We start from the raw sequence: 23,689 nt of genomic DNA on the forward strand, positions 1-23,689 counted from the left end.
TTCGTTGGTTAACGTTCGATGTTGTTCCTGCCCGCCACCCTGAACTGCCGGTCACCGGGACCGGTGCCCGGATCGCGCCGGTGCGCGCCCGCTGACGCGCCCCCGGCCGAAGCGAGGTCCGCTGCACCCCTGCGAACACATCGACGATGCGTAGACGAGGAGCTGACAACGATGTCCATCGAAGACCGGTCTGCGTCGCGTCCGAGCCGGAGGTTCTTCGGCAAGGCCGTGGTGGCCGCGGGCGGTTCGCTCGCGCTGGGACTGTCCGCGACACCCGCGTTCGCGACGTCTTACCCCTCGCCCGGCACCCCTGGGCGGTACGCGCGGCGCGCGGTCACGGCGTACAACAGCCTGCAGCGCACCTTCTACGAACCGCAGGTCAACCTCTACGCGCCGAACTTCCCCGCGCAGCCCGGCGACAACCCCTACGCCTACGTGTACCCCTACGCCGGGGTCGTGACCGCCACGCTCGGCCTGCTCCGGCTCGACCGCCGCTACGCCCCGGCCGTGCGGGACCGGGTCGAGGCGCTCGCCGCCTACTACAACCCGGCGCCGGCATCGGCCAACCCGCTGAGCCCGCCCGCCCCGGCCAGTCCGCCCGGCTACGCCTCGTACGTGCTGCCGCCACTGGGCGGCGGCGGCGACCTCTTCTACGACGACAACGAGTGGATCGGTCTCGCAGCCCTCCAGCAGTACCGGATGACCGGCGACCCGGCGGCCCTGAAGCGGGCCGAGCTGATCAACACGCTGGTCGCCTACGGCTGGGACGACGACCCCGGCCATCCCGATCCGGGGGGCACGTTCTGGACCCAGGCCACGTACAACCACGACCGCAACACGGTCTCCACCGGCCTCGGCTCCGAGATCGCCAGCCGCCTCTTCCTGCTCACCCGCAAGCAGGCCTACCTGGCCCAGTCCCTCAGGCAGTTCGACTGGGTCGACCGCTACCTCAGGGCACCCGACGGCCTGTACTGGGACCACGTCGACCTCAACGGCACGGTCAACACCGCACAGTTGGCGTACAACCAGGGCAACATGCTGGGCGCGGCAGCCCTGCTGCACCTGGCCACCGGCGAATCCGCGTACCTCGCGCAGGCCGTCGACATCGCGGAGAAGTCCCTGAAGACCTTCGGCTCCGGCGGCACCTTCTCCGCCGACGTCCCCGGAGCCGTGACCTTCTTCAAGAACCTCCTCCTCCTGCACTCGATCCACCCCGACGACAACTACCGCCGCCAGCAGCAGAAGTACGCCGACGCCCTGTGGGAGACCGTCGACCCCGCCACCGGCCTCCTGCCCGCCGAGGGCGGCCTCGCCGTCAACGCCCAGGCCGCGCTCGTCGAGACGCAGACGCTGGCGGCGTGGAGCCCGCGCGACTACCACCTGCTGCTGTGACCCGCCCGCCGCACCCGCTCAGCTGAGGAGGAGCACGAGGCCCGCGGCCAGGCCGACGGCCGCGGCGACGCAGAGGAGGACCGCCGCCACGCAGCGCCTCTTCAGGACCTGGTACCGCTCGCCGTATTCGCCGCGCAGCTCGGCGGCCCGGTCGCAGTTGCGCTGGAGCATGGTGCGCGAGGCGGTCACCCGGTCCGCCACGTAGACGCGTTCGACGTCGTCGCGCTGCGAGGTCGTCAGCCAGGGCAGGTGGGAGACGAAGGTGTCGGCCCGCCGGCGGGCCTCTTCGACCTCGGCGTTCCACAGCAGGTACTCGGCCATCTGCTCCAGCCCGCGCCGGCTCTCGTTGTCCGCGGTCATCGGTCGTCCTCGGTTCTGCCGTGTGTCCTAGGCCTGCTTGTCGCCCGGGGCGATGGTCGACCTGTCGGGGCGGTTGGCCGCGTCGTCGATCATGGAGATCTCCGGGTGGTGCAGGTCGAACGCCGGGGATTCGGAGCGGATACGCGGCAGCGAGGTGAAGTTGTGCCGCGGCGGCGGGCAGGACGTCGCCCACTCCAGCGAGCGGCCGTAGCCCCACGGGTCGTCGACCTCGACCTTCTTGCCGTACTTCGCCGTCTTCCACACGTTGTAGAGGAACGGCAGCATGGAAAGGCCGAGCAGGAACGAGCTGATCGTGGAGACGGTGTTCAGCGTGGTGAAGCCGTCGGAGGCCAGGTAGTCGGCGTACCGGCGGGGCATGCCCTCGGCGCCCAGCCAGTGCTGGACGAGGAAGGTGCCGTGGAAGCCGAAGAAGAGCGTCCAGAAGGTGATCTTCCCGAGCCGTTCGTCGAGCATCTTGCCGGTCATCTTCGGCCACCAGAAGTGGAAGCCGGCGAACATCGCGAAGACGACGGTGCCGAAGACCACGTAGTGGAAGTGCGCGACGACGAAGTACGAGTCGGACACGTGGAAGTCCAGCGGCGGCGCCGCCAGGATGACACCGGTCAGACCACCGAAGAGGAAGGTGACCAGGAAGCCGACCGACCAGAGCATCGGGGTCTCGAAACTCAGTGACCCCTTCCACATGGTGCCGATCCAGTTGAAGAACTTCACACCCGTCGGCACCGCGATCAGGAACGTCATGAACGAGAAGAACGGCAGCAGCACACCGCCGGTCACGTACATGTGGTGCGCCCACACCGTCACGGAAAGGCCCGCGATGGAGATGGTCGCCGCGACCAGGCCGATGTAGCCGAACATCGGCTTCCGGCTGAAGACCGGGAAGATTTCCGAGACGATGCCGAAGAACGGCAGCGCGATGATGTACACCTCCGGATGGCCGAAGAACCAGAAGAGGTGCTGCCACAGAAGTGCGCCGCCGTTTGCGGAGTCGAAGATGTGCGCGCCGAAATTCCGGTCGGCTTCCAGCGCCAGCAGCGCACCGGCCAGCACCGGGAAGGCGAGAAGGACGAGGACCGAGGTCAGCAGCACGTTCCACACGAAGATCGGCATGCGGAACATCGTCATGCCGGGTGCGCGCATGCAGATGATCGTGGTGGTGAAGTTGACCGCACCCAGGATGGTGCCGAAGCCGGACAGCGCCAGACCCATGATCCACATGTCCCCGCCCACGCCAGGGGAGTTGACCGCGCTGGACAGCGGCGAGTACGCGAACCAGCCGAAGTCGGCCGCACCCTGCGGGGTGACGAAGCCGCCCATCGCGATCAGCGAGCCGAACAGGTAGAACCAGTAGGCGAGCATGTTCAGCCGCGGGAACGCCACGTCGGGCGCACCGATCTGCAGCGGCATGATCCAGTTGGTGAAGCCCGCGAACAGCGGTGTCGCGAACATCAGCAGCATCGCCGTGCCGTGCATCGTGAAGGCCTGGTTGTACTGCTCGTTCGACAGGAACTGGGTCCCCGGCCTGGCCAGCTCGGCGCGCATCAGCAGCGCCATGACCCCGGCGACGATGAAGAAGGCGAACGAGGTGATCAGGTACATGGTGCCGATCGTCTTATGATCGGTGCTCCCCGCCCAGTTCACGATCAGGCTGCCTGGGCGCCTGCGCTTGGCGGGTACTTCGTCCGCATAGGTGGCTTCGAGATCGGGCCCCGCGGTGTCGCTCGTCGTCACGTTCCGCTCCGCCCGGTCACAAGGGTTTTCCGCATGGGAGCAGACTTCCGGCCCGGAGCCCGCTCTCGCACCAGCCACGCCGCCGCTTCAGCCGATGGGAGGACTGCGGGTGACTCCGCTGACGGATGCTAGGAAAGGCGGCGATGTGCTCGCTGCCGGCAGGTTGCCCCGCAGTAGCGCGCCGGGCGGCCGGTGGACCGGGCTTCGAGCCGGGCACCGCACTCCTCGCACCGCGGCATTGCGTGGAGCGTGCCGGGAGTGTCACGAAAGCCCCGCCCTTGCGTGACGTTCGACGGAGCACGCAGGCTTTCCAGCGCCAACCGCACCATGCGGGCGCCGCCGTTCGGGTCGCGGTGGGCGGCCCATATCGTCGCGCACCCGACGGTGAGGGCTGTGACGTCGTCCGTGCTGACGTCGGTGCGGACCCCGCCGGCCCGCTGGGCTGCGCGGAGCAGTTCGTCGAGGGCCTGGCGGAACCGTCGCGCCGACGCGGCCAGGCTCGGCCGGGGCCAGCTTGTCTGCGTGGTCAAGGCGTCGCATGCGTGCTTGCGGCCGCGGGACTTGTCGACGACCTCCAGGAGGAATCCGAAGAACGCGGCGGCAGGATCGACCCGGGCCGCCCACTGCCGAGCGGCCTCCACCAAGTCGTCGAGCTGCTGGACCAGCACGGCCTCCAGCAGGATCTCCTTGCTGGGGAAGTGCCGGTACACGGTGCCGGCGCCGACCCCCGCCTGATGTGCGATCACGCCGAGCGAGACGTCCGGACCGTGCTCGTCGAACGCCTGCGACGCGGCGGCGAGCACCTTCCTGCGGTTACGGCGGGCATCGGCCCGGCCGGCGTCCTGGGGAGCCGCGGTCATGTCACGTAATCCCTTGTCCGTGCCACTCATCCGGGTGGAGCATTCCACATCGACCCCGGGCGCAATGCGGCAGTACCCACCGACCATCCCGGGGCGGAGGACGATATGACCACTGCCCGTTTGGTTGTTGTGACCGGTGCGACCGGTCGCCAGGGCGGCGCCACCGCACTCCGGCTCCTGGCGGCCGGCAGGCCGGTGCGCGCGCTCGTGCGCGACACGACATCACCCGCCGCCACAGCACTGGAGACCGCAGGGGCGGAGCTCGTGCGCGGCGACTTCGACGACCCGTCGAGTCTGCCCGTCGCGCTGGAGGGGGCAGCGGCACTGTTCGCCGTGCCGCCGGTGGCGTTCGGACCGGCCGGCTCCGACATGGAGCGCGAGTTCGCCCGTGGCCGGGCACTGATCGATGCCGCGGCCGCTGTGGGAGTCGAGCACGTCGTGTTCACGGGCATCGCGTCCACGCCGGGTCGCCCGGGCGGCTCCGAGGGGAAGAGACGCATCGAGGACCACCTGCGTGAACGGATCCGGTCGGTGACCGTGCTGCGCCCGGTGCGCTTCATGTCGAACTATCTCGGTTCGGCGCCCATCGGTCTCGACGGCATCGCGCACGGCGTGCACCGGCACATCTTCCCGCCGGACGAGCCTGCCCAGATCATCGCGGTGGAGGACATCGCCGAGTTCGCTGCGCTGGCCTTCGACCAGCCGGACCGGTTCGCGGGACGGACCCTGGAGCTGGCCGGGGACGCTCCCACCCCTGCCGAGGCGGTCTCCGCGATCAGCGAGGCCACCGGCACCGCAATCCGCTACGAGCAGATCACCCACGCCGAGGCGGCCGCACTCAACCCCGAGATCGCCCGGGTCCGGGAACGCTGGGCAGCCGGATCGCGCTGGCATGCCGACGTCGAGGCGCTGCGCGTCATCCACCCCGGAATGCGTACGCTCACGGACTGGCTCGCCGAATCCGGCGCCACCCTTCTGCGGAAGCAGCTTCTCGAAACCGGCTGAAACGCCGGCAGCCGGCGCAGGCTCAGTCCTCCAGGCCTTCGTCATCCACCCGCAACCCGCACGAGCCACAGACCGTACGGTCGCCGGGCATGGGGCATTTGCACTTCGGGCAGTGGAAAACCGGTGGCCCGAGGGGAGGGACGGTCGGCGGCGGACTTGCCGGCCACGCCCAGCGAGACCGCCGCGCCCTCGTGAAGATCCTCATCGACCCATACTGCGCTCGCACAACGACCAGCACCATCAGGGGACACGGTCTTCGACCGGCTCAACGCTTCGGGTCGCCCACCCGCCCGCACGTCCGCCCGGCCGGCGACGGGGGCTGCGACCGCTGACGGTGATGCCCCCGGCGCCGGCACACAGGCGAGTGGGCGCATCCCGTCGGGATACGCCCACCGCCCGGACCGCGCTACTTCCTCTTGAGCGTGAAGTCCGTGATGACCGCCACTCCCTTCCTGATCTTCACCGTCGCCACGGTCGGCTGGTAGCCGTCCTTGGCGACGATGACCGTCAGCGGGTTGTTGCGGGTGTCCAGCCACAGGGCGTACGTGCCGTCGGACGCCGTCGTCAGCGTGTACGTCGACGCCCAGCTGTCGACCTGGACGGTGGCTCCGGCCAGCGGGGCGGTGCCGCCGGTCGCGGTGACGCCGTAGACGGTGCCGTTCGTCTTGCCCCAGGTCTTGGGCGGGTTGACGTGCAGGCCGACGGGGATGGCGGCCACCGGGTAGGGGGTGTCGCTGCCCGCGGTGACCTGGGCGGTGAAGTCACCGGGCTGGGTGACCTCGGGAACCGAGGCGTCCAGCGTGACGGTGACCGTCGAGCTCGCGCCGGGCTGCAGCGTGAGCTCCTGCGTGCTCTCGCTCAGCCAGCTGACGTCGGCGGCGCCTTCCTGCGCGTACCCGGGGAGCAGTTCCACCGCGGCGACCGGCGAGCCGGGGGCGTCGCCGCCGCCGACCTTGTAGAAGCCGGCCGCGCCGCCGCCCCGGTAGGTCGGGACGTTGGCGTTCGGCAGTGCGCTCCACGTGCCGGTCTTCGGGTCGAAGGCGTACCCGCGGTTGGTCAGGGCGTTCTGGCTGACGCCGCTGGAGAGCAGCAGCAGGCCGTTGGCGGAGGCGGAGGACGCGGCCCACTGCGGAGCGGGCAGGTCCGCCACCGGCGACCAGCTGTCGCCCGCCGGGTCGTACACGTAGGCGTGCGCGACCTCGGAGGCGCCCGAGTAGCCGCCCGCGCAGTACAGCATGCCGTCGATGGCCGCGCAGGACTGCCAGGAGATCGGCTCCGGGTATGCGGCGATGGCGGTCCAGCTGTCGGTGGCGGGGTCGTAGGCACTGGCGTCGGTGGTGCCGCAGGCGGTGGCGCCGCAGCCGCCGACCATGTAGAGCTTGCCGTCGAGGACCGCGGTGCCCGATCCCGCGTAGGCCTTGGGCGCCGTGGCGCCGGTGCTCCAGGTGTCGCCGGCGGGGTCGTAGACCTCCAGTTTCGTGTCGGGGCTGCCGGACGCGCCCCATCCGCCGACGGCGTAGAACTTGCCGTCGATGAAGCCGTGTGCCGCGGCCTCCCGGGTGTCCGCCGCAGAGGCGAGCTTCGTCCAGCTGCCGGCGGTCGGGTCGAGGACGTAGAGGTCCTTGCTGTCGGCGGAGCCGGTGTAGCCGAAGGCGGAGTAGACCTTGCCGTCATAGGTGCCGACGGCGTTGTCCATCACGGCGTTCGGGACGTCGGGGGCGGTCTGCCATGCATCGTCCGACGGCCCCGCGGCCGGCGCCGGGGCGCCGCCGGAGGGGTTCGCCTTGCTGGACAGCGGGGAGAACGTGCCCTTGACCGTCCTGAGCGGGGCGCCCTGCTCCTGGATCTGGAAGCCGCCGGAGCGCTCGCTCAGCTTGATCGTGGCGGGAGCGCCGCCGGTGTTCTGCACCGTGAGCTGCCGGCTGGCCTTCCCGCCCCAGCCGACGGTGGCGTCGACCGTGCCCGGGGTGACCTTGAGCTGCCCGGCCTTGAGCGCGAAGTCCGCCTCGACCGCGCTGTCCGCGCTCACCTTCACCGTCTTGGCCGTGGTGGCGTAGTGGGACTTGGCGGCGTTGAAGGCGTGGCTGCCGAAGCCGGTGGAGAACAGGGAGTAGAAGCCGTCGCCGAGGTTGGGGTCGTCGGGGGTGGCGACGGTGGTGGCGCTCTGCGTGGTGTCGTCCTGGCTGGTGACCTTGGCGCCGACCACGCCGTCGGAGGTGTTGGCGTCGGACACGGTGCCCACGACGAGGGCGCCCGGGACCGTGGTCAGCTCGCGGTCGCCGACGAAGACGTCGTCGACGGACCACCACCAGCCGAAGTGCGAGGTGAAGTGGAACCGCACCTGCACGGCCGCCTTGCCCGCGAAGTCGGTGAGCGGTACCTCGAACCTGGCCGGTCCGTCGATCCCCGAGGCGGTGGCCCAGACCTTGGTCCAGGTCGTGCCGCCGTCGGAGGTGGCGTCCACCTCGGCCGTCTGCCCGCCGATCGAGTGGTAATCGGTGTCGAAGGCGAGCTCGGGCGAGCTCTTGCCGGTGAAGTCGTAGACGGGGCTGATCAGTTGGGTGTCCTGGCTGGCGCCCCCGCCGAAGTGGTCGCTGTCGGCGACCGCGAACGCGCCTTCGCCGCCCGTCGCGTTGCCGCGCGAACCCGGGTCGTCGAACTCCCAGCCGCCGGTGGTGCCTTCGGCGTTGACGACGCTCCAGCCCTGCGGGGCGGCGTCGGTGGAGTCGAACGGCTCGGTCGTGCCGACCAGCTGCTGGCTGTAGCCGCGGGCGGTGCCCGCCCAGGTGTCGACGGGCACGGAGACGTTCAGGCCGGCCGCGCTGTCACCGACCGTGAGGGACTTGGTTACGGCCTGGTAGCCGGGGTCGTTCGCTGCGACGTGCAGCGTGTAGTCGTGCCCCTGGGGCAGCGACAGGGAGTACGAGCCCGTGGCGGGGTCGGTCCACACCGAGCCGGGGACGCCGTCCGCGGTGATCTTGGCGTAGAGCGGCCAGCCGTGTCCTGACCCGTCGGTGACCTTGCCGGAGACGGTCTGGCTCGGCACCGAGGTCAGGCTGTAGTCCTTGGTGAGGGTGGAGCCGTCGGCGACCGCCACGGCCTGGTCGGTCGTGGTGGCGTAGCCGAAGGCGTCCACGGTCACGTCGTAGGTGCCGACGGGGACGGACAGGTCGTAGGTCCCCGCCGCGTCGGTGTGCGCGACGTTGGTGCCGGCGCTGACGGTGGCGCCGGAGATCGGCTTGCCCGTGGCGGAGTCGGTGACGGTGCCGGTCAGTTCACCGTGCGGACCGCTGCGGAAGGCCGCCAGGCCGCTGGGGGTGCCCAGGCCGGTCGGTCCGTCGTAGCCGGCGCCGCCGGTGCACAGGTACGCGGGTGAGCACGAGCCGTTGGAGCCCGTGGTGATGTCGTTGACCCCCGAAGGCGCCGCGTAGGGGTAGGAGTTGGGGTACGAGCCGGACACCGGGGTGCCCGCGTCGGCGTAGACGCCCGCGATGATCGGCGACGAGACGCTCGTGCCGCCGTAGACGGACCAGCCGCCGGCGCCGTAGGTCTGGTAGACCGCGACGCCCTCGGCCACCGCGGAGACGTCGGCGAGCGCGCGGTTGGCGCAGCCGGTGTCCTTCTGGAAGGCCGGCTTGGGCTCGTAGAGGGAGCAGCCGGAACCGGCGTCGCTCCACGCCGACTCCGTCCAGCCGCGGGTGGTACCCGGGTCGCGGGTCAGGGTGGTGCCGCCGACGGCGGTGACGTACTGCGAGGCGGCGGGGTAGCCGACGCCGTACGCGTAGTCGCCGGTCGAGACGGTCACCGCGACGCCGGGGTGGTTGAAGTAGGCGTCGAAGGCTGTCGTCTCCGAGGGGTCCTCGCCGTTGCCGCCGCGGTAGTCGCTGCCGTAGGAGTTGGAGACGAACTTCGCGCCGAGCGCGACGGCCTCGTTCACCGAGGAGCCGAGGTTCTCGAATCCGTTGTCGTCCGCCTCGACCAGCAGGATGTGCGCGTAGGGCGCGACCGCGGAGACCATGTCCAGGTCGAGCGAGATCTCACCGGCCCAGCCGGGGTCGGGGGAGGGGTAGCTGCTCCCGCCGCGCTGGTCCACCTTGCTGAAGCAGCCGTTGGCGGTCGTGCAGGCCGGCAGTCCGTACTGCTGGCGGTAGATCGCGAGGTCGGCCTCCGCGTTCGGGTCGTCGAACGCGTCGACGATGGCGACGGTCTGTCCCGCACCGCCGTCCGTCGGCAGGCTGTAGGCGCTCTGCAGGTCGGGCGCCCCCCAGCCGTTGGGCGTGACCGCGGCCGCTGTGAGGCCCTTGACCGGCTTGATGTCGGCACGGCGCAGGGCGTAGCAGGTGAACTCGTCCTTGTCGGGCGTGGTGCAGGACGGCTCCAGGCGCGGGTGTGCGTCGGTGGCGGCCGCCGGGGCCGCGGCGGCGGGCGCCGCGGCTCCGGCCGGAGCCTGCACTCCCAGGACCGCCAGTGCGGTGGCACTGGCCACAGCCAGGCCGGCGAAGATCGTCCGCCGGAGAGGTGGTCTGGTTCTCGTCGAAATGCGCAACGTGTGACTCCATGCGTTCTTGCAGGGGTCGACCCGTGTACGGATCTGGGGCGACGGTGAATGCACGTGCAATCACCGGGAGTTATTAGGCGAGGCGTGTTCAAGCCATGTCAACGGTCACCCGCCGTGATGTTACGTGACCACGCGTTAGTGGTGTGAGCTGAACTACCCGTGAACGGACGGGAGTTCGTGGGGATTTCTGTGGGAATACGGTGTGAACCGCGCCGCGGCACTCACCGGTTGACGCATCAGTAAACCCCCTGCTTCCCACGTGACCCCGCTCGGGGCGTGAACACGTCACGGCGGCAAGCCGCCAGGGGTCCGCATTGACCGGCGGATCATGCCGGTTGGAACTTTGTGCTGGTCAGTCTGCTTCCGCGCGTCCCCATCGCTCTGCGCCCATCCCCCCAGGATCCACCGATCAGCCGTGAGCCTCCGCTGTCGTCACTTTCTGGAGTCACCTTGCCAGCCCAACGCTCCTCCGCGGGCCGACCGCGCACGCTGCGGCGCATAGCCGCCGCTGCGGTCCTCGCCGTCCTGGCGGTCCTGCTGCCCCAGCAGGCCCTTGCCGCACCACCGCCGGCCACCGCCACCGGGAAGGCGACCGCGGAACCGGCCTGCGGCACGCCCGCACCCGGCCACTTCACCTGCTTCACGCTCCGGCGCACCGACCACACCGCCGCGCTCGGCGTGCGGCGTGACGCCGCCGGGTCCGCCCTGACGCCGGACGGCTACGCGCCCGCGGACCTGCGGTCGGCCTACGGCCTGCCGGCCGACGGCGGGGCCGGCGCGACGATCGCGATCGTCGACGCCTACGACAACCCGAACGCCGAGTCCGACCTCGCGATCTACCGCCAGCAGTACGGCCTGCCCGCCTGCACCGGCGACAACGGCTGCTTCCGCAAGGTCGACGAGCACGGCGGCACCGCCTACCCCGCGGCCGACGAGGGCTGGGCCGCCGAGATCTCGCTGGATCTGGACATGGTCTCGGCTGTCGCACCGCAGGCTCACATCCTGCTGGTGGAGGCCGACGCGTCCGCGTCCGACGACCTGGGCACCGCGGTGAACACGGCCGTGTCCCTGGGCGCGAAGTACGTCTCCAACTCCTGGGGCGCGTACTACGACAGCACGGACAACCTGGCCTACGACGAGGCGTACTTCAACCACCCGGGCGTCGCGGTGGTCTTCAGCTCCGGCGACGACGGCTACGGCGTCAGCTACCCGGCGTCGTCGCCCTACGTCACCGCGGTCGGGGGTACGTCGCTGGTCCGCGACGGCAGCGCCCGCGGCTGGGGCGAGTCCGTCTGGAACGGCGTGACCTACAACGCCGACGGACCGCACTGGGGCGCCACCGGCTCGGGCTGCTCGGACGTGGAACCCAAGCCGTCCTTCCAGTCCGGCGTCGACTGCCCCGGCCGCTCCGTCGCCGACGTCAGCGCGGTCGCCGACCCGGCCACCGGCGTGGCGGTCTACAACACCTTCTCCGACGGCGGCTGGAACGTCTACGGCGGCACGTCCGCGTCGGCGCCGATCATCGCCGGCGTGTACGCGCTGGCCGGCACGCCGGTCGAGGGCACCTATCCCGCCTCGTACCCCTACCAGCAGCCGGGCGCGCTCAACGACGTCACGCGCGGCGACGACGCCAGCTGCTCCGACAGCTCGCTGTGCGGCTACGGCCCGGTGCCGGACTGCACGCCTGCGTTCACCTGCGCCGCGCAGCCCGGCTACGACGGCCCGACCGGCCTCGGCACGCCCATCGGAACGGCCGGCTTCAAGCCCGGCCCGCACGGCGCCGTCAGCGGCACCGTGACCGACGCGGCCACCGGGACAGCGATCTCCGGCGCCACCGTCAGCCTCGGCGACTACCGGGCGACCACCGACGCCCAGGGCCGCTACCGGCTCGACATCCCGGCGGGCTCCTACCCGTTGAGCGTCTCGGCGTTCGGGTTCGCGGACAAGGACCTCGGCCAGGTGCGCGTCGACGACGGCGCGGCGCTCACCGAGGACGCCGGCCTGGCGGCCGTGCCCTCGCGGACGATCTCCGGCACGGTCAAGGACGGCGGGCAGCACGGCTGGGGCCTGTACGCGAAGCTCACCGTGGACGACGTGCCCGGGACGGTGTTCACCGACCCGGCCACCGGCCGCTACTCGGTGCGGGTTCCGATGAACAGGACCTACACCCTGCACGCGACCTCGCTCTACCCCGGCTACCAGCCGGCTGACGCCACCGTCGCCGATGGCACCGGCCCCGACACCGTCGACCTCGCCCTGCCGGTCAACACCACGGGCGCGCTCCCGGCCGGCTACGAGCGGGACTACGGCGGCGGCGGTCTCGAGCCCTTCGCCACCGCCGCGACTCCCGGCGGCTGGACGATCAAGAACAACACCGCCGCCGGCGGCTGGCAGTTCGACGACCCGCTGAACCGGGGCAACCAGACCGGTGCGACCGGCCGCTTCGCGGAGGTCGACGACTACGCCCTCGGCTGGGCGGACGCCGACACCGAACTCATCAGTCCCGCGTACGACTTCAGCGCACAGACCAAGCCCGAGCTGCAGTTCGACACCGCCCTGCCCTCGCTGTACCGGCTGGGCGACCTGACCGCCGACGTCGACGCCAGCACCGACGGCGGCGCCACGTGGACCACGCTGTGGCACCACACCGACATCATCGGCGGCCCCTCGCACCAGGATGTGCCGCTGGACGCCTACGCCGGGAAGTCCTCGGTGCGGTTGCGATTCCACTTCACCGGCTCGCTCACCGGCATCTGGCAGATCGACGACGTCGCCGTGGGCACCCCGACCGTGGTCACCCGGACCGGCGGGCTGCTCGTGGGCCGGGTGACCGACGCCAACACCGGTGCCGGCGTCCTCGGCGCGACGGTGAGCGGCGTCGCCGCCCCGTCCGACGCCGGCCGCAGCGTGGCCTCGCCGGGCGACCCGGCCGTCGCCGACGGCCTGTACTGGCTGTTCTCCAGCCGGACCGGCAAGCAGCAGTTCACCGCGGGCCTGCCGGGCTTCGGCTACCCGGCGGTCACCGCCAAGGCCGACGTGCGGCCCGGTGCGGTCACCTCGGCCGACTTCGCACTGCACCCCGCGCAGCTGCAGTACAGCGTCTCCGCGGTGAGTGCGAACGTGGCCTGGGCGGACAGCAGGACCGTCGACGTCAAGGTGCGCAACACCGGCGGCTCGCCCGCCACCTTCTCGCTCGGCGAGCAGAACCTGGCAGGTCCCAAGGCCGGCGCGGCCGGCCCCGCCGCGCGCAGAACGCCCACCACGCTGACCCCCGACACCCTGCTCGACGCCGCGCAGGGTGCCACCTCCCCGCCGGCCGCGGCCGCGCAGGCCGGCGACGCGCCGGCCGACCAGGCGTGGCAGCCGCTCGCCGACCTGCCCGCCGGCTCCTTCGGCGGCGTCGCCGCCGTGGACCACGGCACGCTCTACGCCGGACTGGGCGAGTCGCCGGGCGGTGTGTGGAGCGGCTCCTTCAGCTCCTACGACGCGGCGACGGGCGGGTGGAAGACGCTCACCGGCCCCACGACCAAGCGCTTCGCCCCCGCCTACGGCTTCATCCGCGGCAAGCTGTACGTCACGAGCGGGCGTGACGCTGCGGGCAACCCGATTCCGGGCAGCGAGGTCTACGACCCGGCGACCGACACCTGGTCCCAGATCGCCGACGTGCCCACCGGCTACGGCGCGTCGGGCTCGGCTGTGGCGGGCGACAGGCTGTATGTCATCGGCGGCTGCGTCCAGCTCGGCTGCGGCTCCAACGACGTGCAGGTCTACGACCCGGCGACCGACACCTGGTCGGCAGGTGCGCCCTACCCGGAACCGATCTCCTTCCCGGTGTGCGGTACCGCCGACGGGGTCGTCTACTGCTCGGGAGGGGTGTACCAGCCGAACGGCCAGGCCCCGCAGGACACCGTCCACACCTACGCGCTCGACCCCTCGGGCACGTCCTGGCGCCGGGTCGCCGACGCCCCCACCGACCTCTGGGGCGCCACCGGCACCGCGGCCGGCGGCAGGCTGCTGGTGGGCGGCGGCGCGCAGGTGAGCACCGGCGCGCTCACCAACGAGGCCCACGCCTACGATCCGGCCACCGACTCCTGGTCGGCGCTGCCGAACCTGGCCGAGCCGGTGCTCGACGCGCAGTCCGCGCCGGGCTGGTACGCGATCGGCGGGACGAACGCCTACAGCGTCCCGCAGTCGTCGGTCCAGAAGCTGAGCGGCTACGACCAGCCGCACGCCGACGTGCCCTGGCTCACCGCATCGGCGGCGAAGCTGACGGTCAAGGGCGGCGCCTCGGTCACGGTGCGGCTGACGCTGGACGCCACGGCGATGACCTCGGCGGACGCGGGCACCCACCGGGCCGCGCTGATCGTCGACAGCGACACCCCGTACGGCTCGGTCTCGCTGCCGGTCGCCATGACGGTGGTCCCGCCCGCCGGATGGGGACTGCTGTCCGGCACGGTGACCGGCCCGCTCGCCGACGGAACGAGCGCGCCCCTGGCGGGCGCGGTCGTCGAGGTCGACTCCAGGAACGGCGACGTCTCCCTCACCTCGGGCCGCGACGGCACCTACGCGCTGTGGGTGCCGGCCAGGAACAACCCGCTCACGGTCATCGTCGCGGCGACCGGCTACCGCCCGGCGACCCGCACCGTGCGCGTCGTCAAGGACGGTGCGGTGACGGCGGACTTCGCCCTGCTGCGCCAGTAGCGGTGCCCGGCGGCCGCACCGCGGTGCGGCCGCCGGCGCATGTCCGCCGGACGGTCCGGCAACCGGACCGTCCGGCACGTGGTCCGGTCCCCGCACGCCACGGCAGGCGGGGACCGGCCAGGACTCAGCGCTCCGGTGCCCGCCCGTCGGCGCCTGCGGCGCCCCTCGGCGGTTCGGGAAGCCACCAGCCGCGGCTGGCGGCGAGCACCCCGGCCTGGAACCGGCTGGCGGCGCCGAGCCGGGTGAGCAGCGCCTGCACCCTGCGCTGCACCGTGCGGTGGCCGATGCCGAGCTGGCGTGCGATGGTCTCGTCCGGCATCCCCATCGCCAGCATCGAGATGATCCGCCGCTCCTCGTCGTTGACGAACTCGTCCTCGCCGACCGGCGCGATGCGTCCCGGCATGTACGGCTGCGCCTGCGCCCAGAGCGACTCGAACAGCGTGGACAACGCGTCGAGCAGCGCCGAGGGGTGGACCAGGATGCACGCGTCGAGCACCTGCGGGGTGGCCATCAGCGGGATCAGCGCCGCCTGGTCGTCCGCGATGATCAGCTTCATCGGCGCCTCGGGCACGAAACGCACCTCCTCGCCCGCGGCGATGTCCTCCTCCGCCCGCTCCATCGCGCCGGGGATGTTGAGGCTGTCGCGGGCGTGGATGAACCGGCTGCGCACGCCGCGACTGGTGATCACGGCCGCGGAATTGACACGTGCGCCGTCGCGGGCCTCGGCGTAGGGCGGCGCGTCGATGCCGCGGATCTCCTTCTCCGCGAGGTTGAACAGCTGCTGCCCGCAGCGGGCGACGCCGTCACGGCCGTTGATGACCTGGATCAGCGAGGTCGAGTCGCGGTCCCGGCGCGCGTCGCGGTGCCGCTCGGTCAGAAGGTCGGTCAGGGCGCGCACCCGGCGGATGTCCCGCTCCCTGGCCAGCATGAGCACCTCCAGGGCGTGCCCGGGTGGCAGCGCCGTGTAGCAGGCCGGGCTGCCGGGCAGCCGGGATACCAGCCCGCCGTCCTCCAACCGGACCATGGCCGCGGCCACCGCGTCCGGCTCGATGCCGGTGCGGCGGGCCAATTCCTCGATGGGCAGGGGCAGGTTGTCGACGAGGACGAAATACAGCGTTTCGGTTGGCTGATCCAGACCGAGAACTTCCAGCATGGCCACCTCCGACCAAACGTTAGCCCAAGGAGACCGTTTGGTTGAAGGCGAGACCTTTGGACGTGATCCCTGGTGGGCGGCGGCGGGCGGCCCCCGGCGGCCGGCGGTGCGGGCTCAGCACGCCCGGAATCGGGCTCGCCCGTCGCACGGAGCCGCCGCCCGCAACCGGCTCACCGGCCCGCGGTCACGAGAGGCCGGACAGCACCGCGGGCCGGTCGAGGACCATCTCGACCTCCCTCTTGGCGGGATCGTCCTTCATCGGGGCGGTCACCCCGGAGCGCACGAATCCGAACCGCCGGTAGAAACCCTCGGCCCGCACGTTGTCCTCGTGGACGTACAACCGCACCCGCGCCACCTGCGCGACGGAGACGGCCCACTCGACGGCCGCCTCGAAGAGCGCGTCGATCGCTCCGCTCCCGCGGAATTCGGAGCGCACGAACACGCCGACAAGGTGCGCCTGGCGCTGCTGGACGGGCACGCCGAACACGTCGTCGCCGCCCGCCTCCTCGACCAGCACGGTCACCGTGCCGCCCCAGACCCCGCCCGGCCCCTCGGCCACGAACTGCCGCACCCGCGTCCCGCCGGCCGCCCCCTCGGCCCGCTGCCGCCAGAAGGACTCCGGCTCCGCGACCGCCCGCTCGTACGTCTCGAGAAAGGCGATCGGGGCCGCCGCATCCTGCAGCGCGAGGAGCCGCAGCTCCTTCACCTGGGGCCACTCGTCGGCATGGATCGGGCGAACGGCGTCGCGCCACGGCTGGTTCATGCGGCCGACCCTACGGCAGGGCCACACCGTGGCACCACGCCATTTCCGCAGGTCCGCGCCCGCTCTCGCGCCGGGCAGGGTGCCCTCGGCGGCTCCGGGCGCGGGCTCACCTCTCGATCAGGCGTGGTCCTCCGGCACCCAGCTGCCGTGGAAGCCCAGCGGGACGGGCCGTGGCAGGTGGATACGGGCAAGCGGGGGCGCCGTGAAGTCCTGTGCCGCGAGCACGACCAGGTCGGCGGCGCCGCGGTCCGGGTTGTGGACGTAGGCGAGCACGTAACCGTCGTCCTCGGCACCGGCGTTGTCGCGCGCGGGAACGAAGACCGCCTCGCTCGCGGGCGAGTTGCGTGGGAAGTGGTGCACCTGGCTGGTGCCGAGCAGCAGGTCGTGCTTGATCAGCGCATTGCCGAAGGAGGTGTCCGGCGGCACCCCGTCCAGCGTCTCGTACGCCCGCCACATCTCGCCGGCCGTCGCCGCGTAGCCGTAGCGGTGCCTGCGGGAGACCAACTCCTCGCGCACCCGCGGGAATTCCTGCGGCCGGTCGTCCACGACCGACGTCCGCAGCCGGCCGTGGCCCAGGTCGACCGTCCAGCGGTGCAGCTTCGGCGTACCGGTCGCCGACGGGCCGTCGCAGCCGCGGCCCGCGGCGAAGAAGGGGGAGGGGAAGCCGACGAAGTCGACCACCACCGAGCCGCCGTCGTCGTAGGCGTTCAGGGTGTGCGAGTAGTACGTGCCGGGGTCCGCGTCGAACCAGCGCACCGGGCCGCCCTCCCGGCGCATCACCCCGATCCGGGCCGGGTGGTGCTCGTTCCACACGTACGGCACCAGCGCTCCGGCCTCGGCCGCCGCCATGTCGAACGTCACCGGGGTGTCGAACAGCACCACGTAGCGGCCGGTGAGCGCGAAGTCGTGCATCATCGGGCTGTCGGCCACCGGGATCCTGGTGGTCCGCGCCACCGTCCCCGTACGGTCGATCACGACATGCCGCACGTGGTCCCACGTCGGGTAGTAGGTGACCGCGTGCAACTCGTCGCGCTGCGCGTCGTATTTGGTGTGCGCGGTGAAGGCCTCGCTCAGCGACCCGCCGAAGTCGTACGTGCCGGTCGTCCGCAGTTCGCCGTCCAGTTCGTACGGCATCGGCCCGCTCTCCTGCAGGGCCAGCACCCGGCCTTTGTAGGGGATCACATGGGTGTTGTTCGCGAAGTCGTTGTCCGGAACCGGACCTTGGCAGGGCTCGCCGAGGCGGGCCGTCACCGACGCGGAGCGCACCCAGCGGTTGCGGTACCACTCCGCCCGGCCATCGCGCAGCCGCACCCCGTGCACCATGCCGTCGCCGAGCATCCAATGGTGCAGGCTCGGGTCCTCCAGGCCGAGCGGGTTGGGGCCGTTGCGCAGGTAGCGGCCGTTCAGTTCGTGCGGGATGCGCCCGGTGACCGGCAGGTCGTAGGCCGTCACCTCTTCCGTCACCGGGGTGAACGCGCCGTGCAGGAAGGGGTAGTTGCCGCCTCCGCCTCCGCCCGCGGCCTGTCCGGCCGCCGCTGCCGTGGGCATCCGCAGCGCCCCCAGACCGCCGGCTGCCGCCAGCGCCGCCGCTGTGCCGCGCAGTGCGCCCCGTCGGGTGAATTCCGCCATGGCCTGGAACCCCGTTCCGTCCTGGTGCGGCCGACCGCGGGTCGCGGCGCCGTCCCCATGAGGCTCCCGTGGCCGCACCCCTGCGGTCACTCCCGCCACCGCCCGTGCGTGCCCGGGGGAAACCCCCACCCCGGAGGGGGTCAAGGATGGCTCCCACCCGGCGGCTGCGCACGCGCTCATGTGTTGCCCGCCCGGCCATGCGACGTGTGGCGTTCGTGCAGAACCCGTCCGAGGACCGCGCCGCCGTAGACGACGAATCCGACGCCGGTGAGCCAGGACTGGACGACCAGGATCGTGCCCACCGGCCCGTAGGTCACGGCGTTCGAGGCGATCAGGGGGGAGAAGACGAGACCCGAGAAGATCCGCAGGCCGATCAGCCCGAGTGTCGTCGCCACCGCCCCGGGCAGCAGCGCCCGCCAGCTCACGCGTCCGACGAGCAGGAACCGCTGGGACCACCAGAAGAAGAGCAGGGAGACGACGACCGTGGCCACCGCCCCGAGGCCTTCTTCGGCAATGGCCGAGCCGTGGCCGAGCGCCGCGACAGAGACCAGGAGGTAGGCGACGAATGCCGCCAGCCAGATGACGTGGCGCCACAAGGAGTGCCAGTGGGCCGCCTTGAGTCCCCACCCCTTCTCATATCCCGTCTGAAGTGCCGTTCCGAAGGTGAGACCGAACGCGGCGAGCACGGCGAGGCCGAACGCCGTGGTGCGGCGCAGCGCCTGCGCGGGATTGACGACCACCTCGGCGATGCGTTCCTGGGACGAGGAGGACAGGCCCAGAACGCGCCCCAGGAACTTCCCCGCGCCCAGGCCGCTGTGGGGGTCGACGGCGCCGACCAGGGTCACCAGGGGCAGCAGGGTGAGCAGACTCAGGGCAGCGAAGCTCAGCGCCCGTGACATCAGTTCCATCTCGACGCCCCGGCGCACCACCAGTGCGGCAGAGGACGAGTCCCAGCGGCTCTTCCACCGGCGCCATCTGCGTCCTCGTCGGGATACGGCCTCGTCCTCGTGACTCACCCCCTCTTCTTATCCCGTTGCCCATGCCCGCTCCCCCCGTCGACACGAGGACTTGCCGGTCACGGGTACACCAATGGCCCGGGGGAGGGGGAGCGCAACTGGCCCGTGCGCGCTCCCCCCTGCGAGCCCAGTGCGCCCTGGTGGGTCCGCCTGACGCGTGCAACGCTCGAAGGGCCTCACCTCAAGAGTGGGCTGGGCCGGGTCGCATGTGCGATTCGGTGGCTGGGGGTCGCCGAATCACCCGGTCGACCCGGCTCATTGAGGAAAAGAGATGAGGTGATGAATGGTGGAAAAGGAACCTGCCCGCAGGCGTATGGGCCCGGTCCAGGAGTTAGCCAAACGGCTAGGCGTTGCCTTGAGTGCGCGAATGCTCTGGACGCTCGCCGTAAGGCTGATCGACCACCACTAGGGAGCGGTGTTCGCACCGTCGGACACTTCGGAGCAACCCCCAGGCCCCGAAGCGAACGGAATCCCGAGGAGGCGCCCCCGCTGCCGGCGGGGGCGCCTCTTTTCTGGCCGGACTCGGACAAGCTGTCCGCTCCTGGCGCTGCCGTCGGCAGGCTCTGCACCAGCGTGCCGTGAGACGCAGACGGTACGTTCCACAAGATCGCCGGGGTCCTGGGGCTCACCCGCACCGACGGCCTTTCTCAGCTGACGGTGTCGAGCAGAAGTTTCGCGGCCACTGCTGCTCCGTCGGTACGGATGCTGTCGGCCACGGCCCCCGCCCGTGCGAGGGTCTCCGTGCCGAGAGCCGTCGCGAGTGCGGCTGACAGCGACTCGGTGGTCGGAGTCGAGCCGTCGTGTGCCGCGCCGATACCCAGGGCGGCCACCCTGCCGGCCCAGTAGGGCTGGTCGACCGCCTGGGGCACCACCACCTGCGGCGCTCCGGCCTGGGCGGCCCTTGTCGTGGTGCCCGCACCGCCGTGGTGCACGACGGCGGCCACCCTGCCGAACAGCGCCTGCTGATTGACCTCGCCGACGACGAAGCAGTCGTCGCGGTCGTCGATCCGCGCCAGTTCGGCCCAGCCGCGGCCGACGATCGCGCGGCGGCCGTGCGCGCGGATCGCCTCGACGGACACCCGGGCGATGTCCGCCGGGACGTCACGCGCGCTGCCGAAGCCGACGAACACCGGGGGTGCGCCCGCGTCCAGGAACGCCAGCAGGTCGTCCGCCAACGGGCGTTCGTCCGGCAGGATCCACGCCCCGGTGTGCACGACGTCGAGCTCCCGGGTCTCCCGCCACGGGCCGAGGACCGGGTCCGACGCCAGCCACGGCCGGCCGGTGAAGATGAAATCTTGGACGTCGTCCACCGGCGGCAGGCCGACCGAGGCCCGGTGGGCGTTGAGCGCCCCGCCGTACAAGGCGTTGACGGTTCGGGTGTGCAGGTCCCACAGCGCCAGGTTGTCGGTCACCTCCGCCGGGAACGACTGTCCCGCCAGCAGCGCGGGCGGTGCTTGGTGCGGCGACCGCAGCATGAACGGACAGAAGGTCACGTACACATACGGGATGCCGAGTTTCTCGGCCGCCGACCGCGAGGAGAAGTGCGCGAGCCCGGTCGCCAGCAGCACGTCGCATCCCTCGGCCGCCGCGGCGACCGTGCTGAACTGCTCGGCCAGCTCGGTCCCACGTTCGGAGGTCGCCGATTCCGTCGACGGCTCCGCCAGCGTGCCCATCGGCTTGCCGACCGCCACCAGTTCCACGCCGACCCTGGCCAGCAGCTCGGCGAAGACCTTGTCCGGCGGCGCGCAGACCCTCACCTGCGCGCCGAGTTCCCGTAATCGCACCGCGAGGGCCACCAGCGGTTCGACATCCCCGCGTGTCCCATAAGTCGATAACAACACACGCACTACGCAACTCCCGTCATGGCAGGTACCGGCCTCGGTCGGCATTCTGCGGCCGGACGGCGGCCTTGCGGCAAGTACCCCGGAGCGCTGTACGTTGGCGCTGCTTTTGACTTTCAGCCGACTGCGGGCAGCGTCCATGGCCGTCCGGCAAAGAGGTCGCATACCGCGGTGAGACATGCCCCGGCGCAGTTCCGTCTGTTGTGGTGTGCCGGCCGGCTCGCCGTTCCGGCCGCGTGGGAGGCCGAGCTTGCAGCGCGCCCGGGCGGGACGGAGTCTTCGCTGGTCAGAGGCGACGTCTCATCCGTCGCGCGGTCAGGTGGGCTTGGTTACGATGCCACGATGGTCGATAAGTCCGAGACCGAACTCGTGGTGGACCTGAGGGGCCTGCCCATCGAATCCCTCGGCGACTTCTGGGATGCTGTGGCCGATCCCTGTGGGCTGCCGGAGTGGTTTGGCCGCAACACCGAGGCATGGCGGGACACCATCCAGGTCCGTGGGATCTCCGAGGTGATTGACAGCCATGACGTCCTGGTCGTTCACGTCGACAAGCGGGGCATCTTTGCTGCCGGCAACCAACAAGCACGAGAATTGAGACGATGCTTCGCCGGGCGGGATTCACGACTCGTCGTACACGAGCCGACCTGACAGCTCACCCCCGCCGTCACCGGCGAGCAGCACGGGCGCATTGCGCACCACTGCGGGGTGAAGCCAAGGTCTGCGGTGCGCCCTTCGGACAGCGACACCATCCGGCTGGCGGGGCTGACAGGGCTTCGGGTGGCGTGCCGTCAGGTGCGCTGGAGCCGCACTGTCTCCTTGGACATGCATCTCGCCGACATCGGCAGCCGATCGGCATTCCTCGTCCTTGAAGAGGCTGACCGCCAGGCGTTTTTCGCCGAGGAGTGTAAGCGGCTGGTCGAGGCTTTTCCCCGCGACGAGGTGGAAGAGACCTACGTGGTCGATCTCCTGGTCGCACTCCGCCGCTGACGTGCGGACTGGTGTATGTACACCTCGTCGCCGACAAGGAGGTAGGCCTGACGCCCGGGAGAACAGACCGCGAGCTGCACCGGATACTTGTCAGAGCCAACCGCGTGATCCGTACGGGCCGCCCGCCCTACGCCGAGTCCCACCGTGTTCGGCCCAAAGCCCATTACCTGACCAGAGGCCTTGACGTCGCATACCTCCTGACAGGACTCCAAGGTTGAGAAGCAGGCTCAGCGATCAGTCCTGGCTTCCGGCCCGGGTCATGGCGGCTCGTACGAGGGGTACGTCGAGTGCGGGTACAGCGATTTCCCAGTTGCGGTCGCCGGCTTGGAAGGTGATGCCCGCCACTCGTCTTGGCCGCCGATTCTCCTACTGCTCCGCAGAATATGGGGGCCGCGCTGGGGCTCCCAGGCTCGGCTGCATGCTTCTTCTTCTCGGCTACCGGTACTCCGGGGGCAGCTGCAGGCAGCGCGCGTCGTCCAGCGCGAAGACGCCGATGCGGTACGGCACCGGCCGGCCCACGACCTCGAACGGTGAGGCGACGAGGACCTGGCCACCGGCCGTACAGCAGCGGGGTAGCCGGCTGATTGGGCGATCGTGACCGAACTCGGAGATGAGGTCGGGGCGATGCTGGCGACGAGCCGTTCGAGGGGGCCGGCGCCGCTGCCGGTGTCGGATGCGAGGTGTTCCGTCTGCCCCTGCGCTGTACCGTATTCGGAGACGATCACCGGGAGGGGCGGAATGACCGATGGTCTCACGTTCAGTTGGGAACTGAGCGGAAGCGGCTGGGCGACCTGCATTATCAAGGACGGCTCTTCGGAGCGGAAGGACTTCGTGAGCTACTGCACGGATGCTCTTGCCGACGTGCTTCACGGTGTGGCGGGTCTGTACGGCTCCACGCCTGTTCACTGCCTCTCTTTTGACCTGGAACCGGTTGAAGTGAGGTGGGTCCTGCGAGGCCGAGGTCCGGAAGTTGACCTGTCGATCTATTGCTTCCCTGATATCTCCGCGAGCTTCGATGCGCCGGACCAGGAAGGCACACTCGTCTGGGGTTCCACGCAGCCGCGAGGCCTTCTCGGACACGTCGTCATGGAGGCTGCGCAGTCGGTACTGCAGATCCACGGCGAGGACGGCTATTTGGTGAAGTGGGTTCAGCACCCCTTTCCTCTCGCCGCGCTGCAAGACCTCCGTCGGCTGCACCTCCAGCACGACAGGTGTGAACTGCACCATGCCGCCGCCGTTTCATAGGCGTTGACGTCGGCTCGTCGTTCCCAGCGGATGCGTTGACGTCGGAAGCCGTGCAGCCACGCGACGGCGGCTGGGGTGACGCAGCTCGGCATCGGCGTCCTCGTTCTCCAGCCGCGGTGCCTACTGCTCGACGAGGGAGATGCCCAGCGGAGTTGGCGCATCTTTGCGGATCCGGCAGGTCACCCGTTCTGTCTCGTCCGGGACTGACAGGAGATACCGCAGGGGTGCGCCTACCGTTGACGCCCCTTGAGCTCCTCGGTCGATACCTTGGATCCATATCTGGAAGCGCCACGGTAGACGCCTGGGCTCAGTGGGGTCTTCTCGGTAACGTCTGGTGACGTTCTGTGATCATTGTCCAGGTGACGCGGTCGTGTTCGAGCTGAAGCAGTACGAGGGGCTCGGTCTGCGCGGTTCGCGTGCTGTACAA

General features: G+C 70.8%; 14 protein-coding genes and 2 pseudogenes. 7 read left to right on the forward strand and 9 right to left on the reverse strand.

Annotated elements, in window-relative coordinates; all coding sequences use genetic code 11:
* Positions 1 to 171 precede the first annotated feature (171 nt).
* Positions 172 to 1,392 (forward strand): glycoside hydrolase family 76 protein, encoded by a 1,221-nt coding sequence (locus tag NFU81_RS02610; protein WP_251484452.1) that lies wholly within the window; start codon positions 172 to 174, stop codon positions 1,390 to 1,392.
* A gap of 18 nt (positions 1,393 to 1,410) precedes the next feature.
* On the opposite strand, the gene NFU81_RS02615 is transcribed toward NFU81_RS02610, so the two are convergent.
* From NFU81_RS02615 to NFU81_RS02625, 3 genes are all read right to left on the reverse strand, one after another.
* Positions 1,411 to 1,752: a hypothetical protein gene (locus tag NFU81_RS02615; protein WP_251484454.1), complete on the reverse strand. Its 342-nt coding sequence runs from the start codon at positions 1,750 to 1,752 to the stop codon at positions 1,411 to 1,413.
* A gap of 27 nt (positions 1,753 to 1,779) precedes the next feature.
* Positions 1,780 to 3,504, reverse strand: a complete 1,725-nt coding sequence (gene ctaD, locus NFU81_RS02620; protein ID WP_251484457.1) for an aa3-type cytochrome oxidase subunit I — start codon at positions 3,502 to 3,504, stop codon at positions 1,780 to 1,782.
* A 128-nt stretch (positions 3,505 to 3,632) separates the two neighbouring features.
* Positions 3,633 to 4,364 carry a TetR/AcrR family transcriptional regulator gene (locus NFU81_RS02625; RefSeq protein WP_251484460.1) on the reverse strand — a complete coding sequence of 244 codons (732 nt, stop codon included), beginning with the start codon at positions 4,362 to 4,364 and terminating at the stop codon, positions 3,633 to 3,635.
* Between the two features lie 105 nt (positions 4,365 to 4,469).
* Here NFU81_RS02625 and NFU81_RS02630 point away from each other — a divergent pair, with 105 nt between their 5' ends.
* Positions 4,470 to 5,369 (forward strand): NmrA family NAD(P)-binding protein, encoded by a 900-nt coding sequence (locus tag NFU81_RS02630; protein ID WP_251484463.1) that lies wholly within the window; start codon positions 4,470 to 4,472, stop codon positions 5,367 to 5,369.
* Positions 5,370 to 5,775: 406 nt separating this feature from the next.
* Here the strand turns inward: NFU81_RS02630 and NFU81_RS02635 are convergent, their stop codons facing one another.
* Positions 5,776 to 9,837, reverse strand: a complete 4,062-nt coding sequence (locus NFU81_RS02635; RefSeq protein ID WP_422665133.1) for a carboxypeptidase regulatory-like domain-containing protein — start codon at positions 9,835 to 9,837, stop codon at positions 5,776 to 5,778.
* Positions 9,838 to 10,377: 540 nt separating this feature from the next.
* Between NFU81_RS02635 and NFU81_RS02640 the strand changes: the two genes are divergently transcribed.
* On the forward strand, positions 10,378 to 14,628 hold the full coding sequence (locus tag NFU81_RS02640; protein WP_251484469.1) for a carboxypeptidase regulatory-like domain-containing protein: 4,251 nt from the start codon (positions 10,378 to 10,380) through the stop codon (positions 14,626 to 14,628).
* 124 nt (positions 14,629 to 14,752) lie between these two features.
* Here the strand turns inward: NFU81_RS02640 and NFU81_RS02645 are convergent, their stop codons facing one another.
* The 5 genes from NFU81_RS02645 to NFU81_RS02665 form a co-directional block, all read right to left on the reverse strand.
* Positions 14,753 to 15,781 carry a helix-turn-helix transcriptional regulator gene (locus NFU81_RS02645; protein ID WP_251484472.1) on the reverse strand — a complete coding sequence of 343 codons (1,029 nt, stop codon included), beginning with the start codon at positions 15,779 to 15,781 and terminating at the stop codon, positions 14,753 to 14,755.
* Positions 15,782 to 15,965: 184 nt separating this feature from the next.
* Positions 15,966 to 16,544: a GNAT family N-acetyltransferase gene (locus NFU81_RS02650; protein WP_251484475.1), complete on the reverse strand. Its 579-nt coding sequence runs from the start codon at positions 16,542 to 16,544 to the stop codon at positions 15,966 to 15,968.
* Positions 16,545 to 16,661: 117 nt separating this feature from the next.
* Positions 16,662 to 18,173 carry a carotenoid oxygenase family protein gene (locus tag NFU81_RS02655; RefSeq protein WP_251484478.1) on the reverse strand — a complete coding sequence of 504 codons (1,512 nt, stop codon included), beginning with the start codon at positions 18,171 to 18,173 and terminating at the stop codon, positions 16,662 to 16,664.
* Positions 18,174 to 18,349: 176 nt separating this feature from the next.
* Positions 18,350 to 19,081 (reverse strand): YhjD/YihY/BrkB family envelope integrity protein, encoded by a 732-nt coding sequence (locus tag NFU81_RS02660; RefSeq protein ID WP_308208261.1) that lies wholly within the window; start codon positions 19,079 to 19,081, stop codon positions 18,350 to 18,352.
* Positions 19,082 to 19,836: 755 nt separating this feature from the next.
* Positions 19,837 to 21,036 (reverse strand): glycosyltransferase, encoded by a 1,200-nt coding sequence (locus tag NFU81_RS02665; RefSeq protein WP_251484480.1) that lies wholly within the window; start codon positions 21,034 to 21,036, stop codon positions 19,837 to 19,839.
* Between the two features lie 336 nt (positions 21,037 to 21,372).
* Here NFU81_RS02665 and NFU81_RS02670 point away from each other — a divergent pair, with 336 nt between their 5' ends.
* From NFU81_RS02670 to NFU81_RS02685, 4 genes and pseudogenes are all read left to right on the forward strand, one after another.
* Positions 21,373 to 21,678, forward strand: a complete 306-nt coding sequence (locus NFU81_RS02670; RefSeq protein ID WP_251484483.1) for a barstar family protein — start codon at positions 21,373 to 21,375, stop codon at positions 21,676 to 21,678.
* A 24-nt stretch (positions 21,679 to 21,702) separates the two neighbouring features.
* A pseudogene (locus NFU81_RS02675) lies at positions 21,703 to 22,017 on the forward strand (SAM-dependent methyltransferase); the annotation flags it as partial.
* Between the two features lie 738 nt (positions 22,018 to 22,755).
* Positions 22,756 to 23,262 (forward strand): hypothetical protein, encoded by a 507-nt coding sequence (locus NFU81_RS02680; RefSeq protein ID WP_251484484.1) that lies wholly within the window; start codon positions 22,756 to 22,758, stop codon positions 23,260 to 23,262.
* Between the two features lie 123 nt (positions 23,263 to 23,385).
* Positions 23,386 to 23,469: pseudogene (locus NFU81_RS02685) on the forward strand (VOC family protein); the annotation flags it as partial.
* Positions 23,470 to 23,689 lie beyond the last annotated feature (220 nt).

Source organism: Actinacidiphila cocklensis, assembly GCF_907177275.1.
Taxonomy (GTDB): domain Bacteria; phylum Actinomycetota; class Actinomycetes; order Streptomycetales; family Streptomycetaceae; genus Actinacidiphila; species Actinacidiphila cocklensis.

What these genes read in the sequence shown, in the direction of transcription:
- NFU81_RS02615 (WP_251484454.1), bottom strand. Translation starts at nt 1,752, where the DNA reads ATGACCGCGGACAACGAGAGCCGGCGCGGGCTGGAGCAGATGGCCGAG.
- NFU81_RS02660 (WP_308208261.1), bottom strand. Translation starts at nt 19,081, where the DNA reads ATGGAACTGATGTCACGGGCGCTGAGCTTCGCTGCCCTGAGTCTGCTC.
- NFU81_RS02655 (WP_251484478.1), bottom strand. Translation starts at nt 18,173, where the DNA reads ATGGCGGAATTCACCCGACGGGGCGCACTGCGCGGCACAGCGGCGGCG.
- NFU81_RS02650 (WP_251484475.1), bottom strand. Translation starts at nt 16,544, where the DNA reads ATGAACCAGCCGTGGCGCGACGCCGTTCGCCCGATCCATGCCGACGAG.
- NFU81_RS02630 (WP_251484463.1), top strand. Translation starts at nt 4,470, where the DNA reads ATGACCACTGCCCGTTTGGTTGTTGTGACCGGTGCGACCGGTCGCCAG.
- NFU81_RS02645 (WP_251484472.1), bottom strand. Translation starts at nt 15,781, where the DNA reads ATGCTGGAAGTTCTCGGTCTGGATCAGCCAACCGAAACGCTGTATTTC.
- NFU81_RS02670 (WP_251484483.1), top strand. Translation starts at nt 21,373, where the DNA reads ATGGTCGATAAGTCCGAGACCGAACTCGTGGTGGACCTGAGGGGCCTG.
- NFU81_RS02680 (WP_251484484.1), top strand. Translation starts at nt 22,756, where the DNA reads ATGACCGATGGTCTCACGTTCAGTTGGGAACTGAGCGGAAGCGGCTGG.
- NFU81_RS02610 (WP_251484452.1), top strand. Translation starts at nt 172, where the DNA reads ATGTCCATCGAAGACCGGTCTGCGTCGCGTCCGAGCCGGAGGTTCTTC.
- NFU81_RS02625 (WP_251484460.1), bottom strand. Translation starts at nt 4,364, where the DNA reads ATGACCGCGGCTCCCCAGGACGCCGGCCGGGCCGATGCCCGCCGTAAC.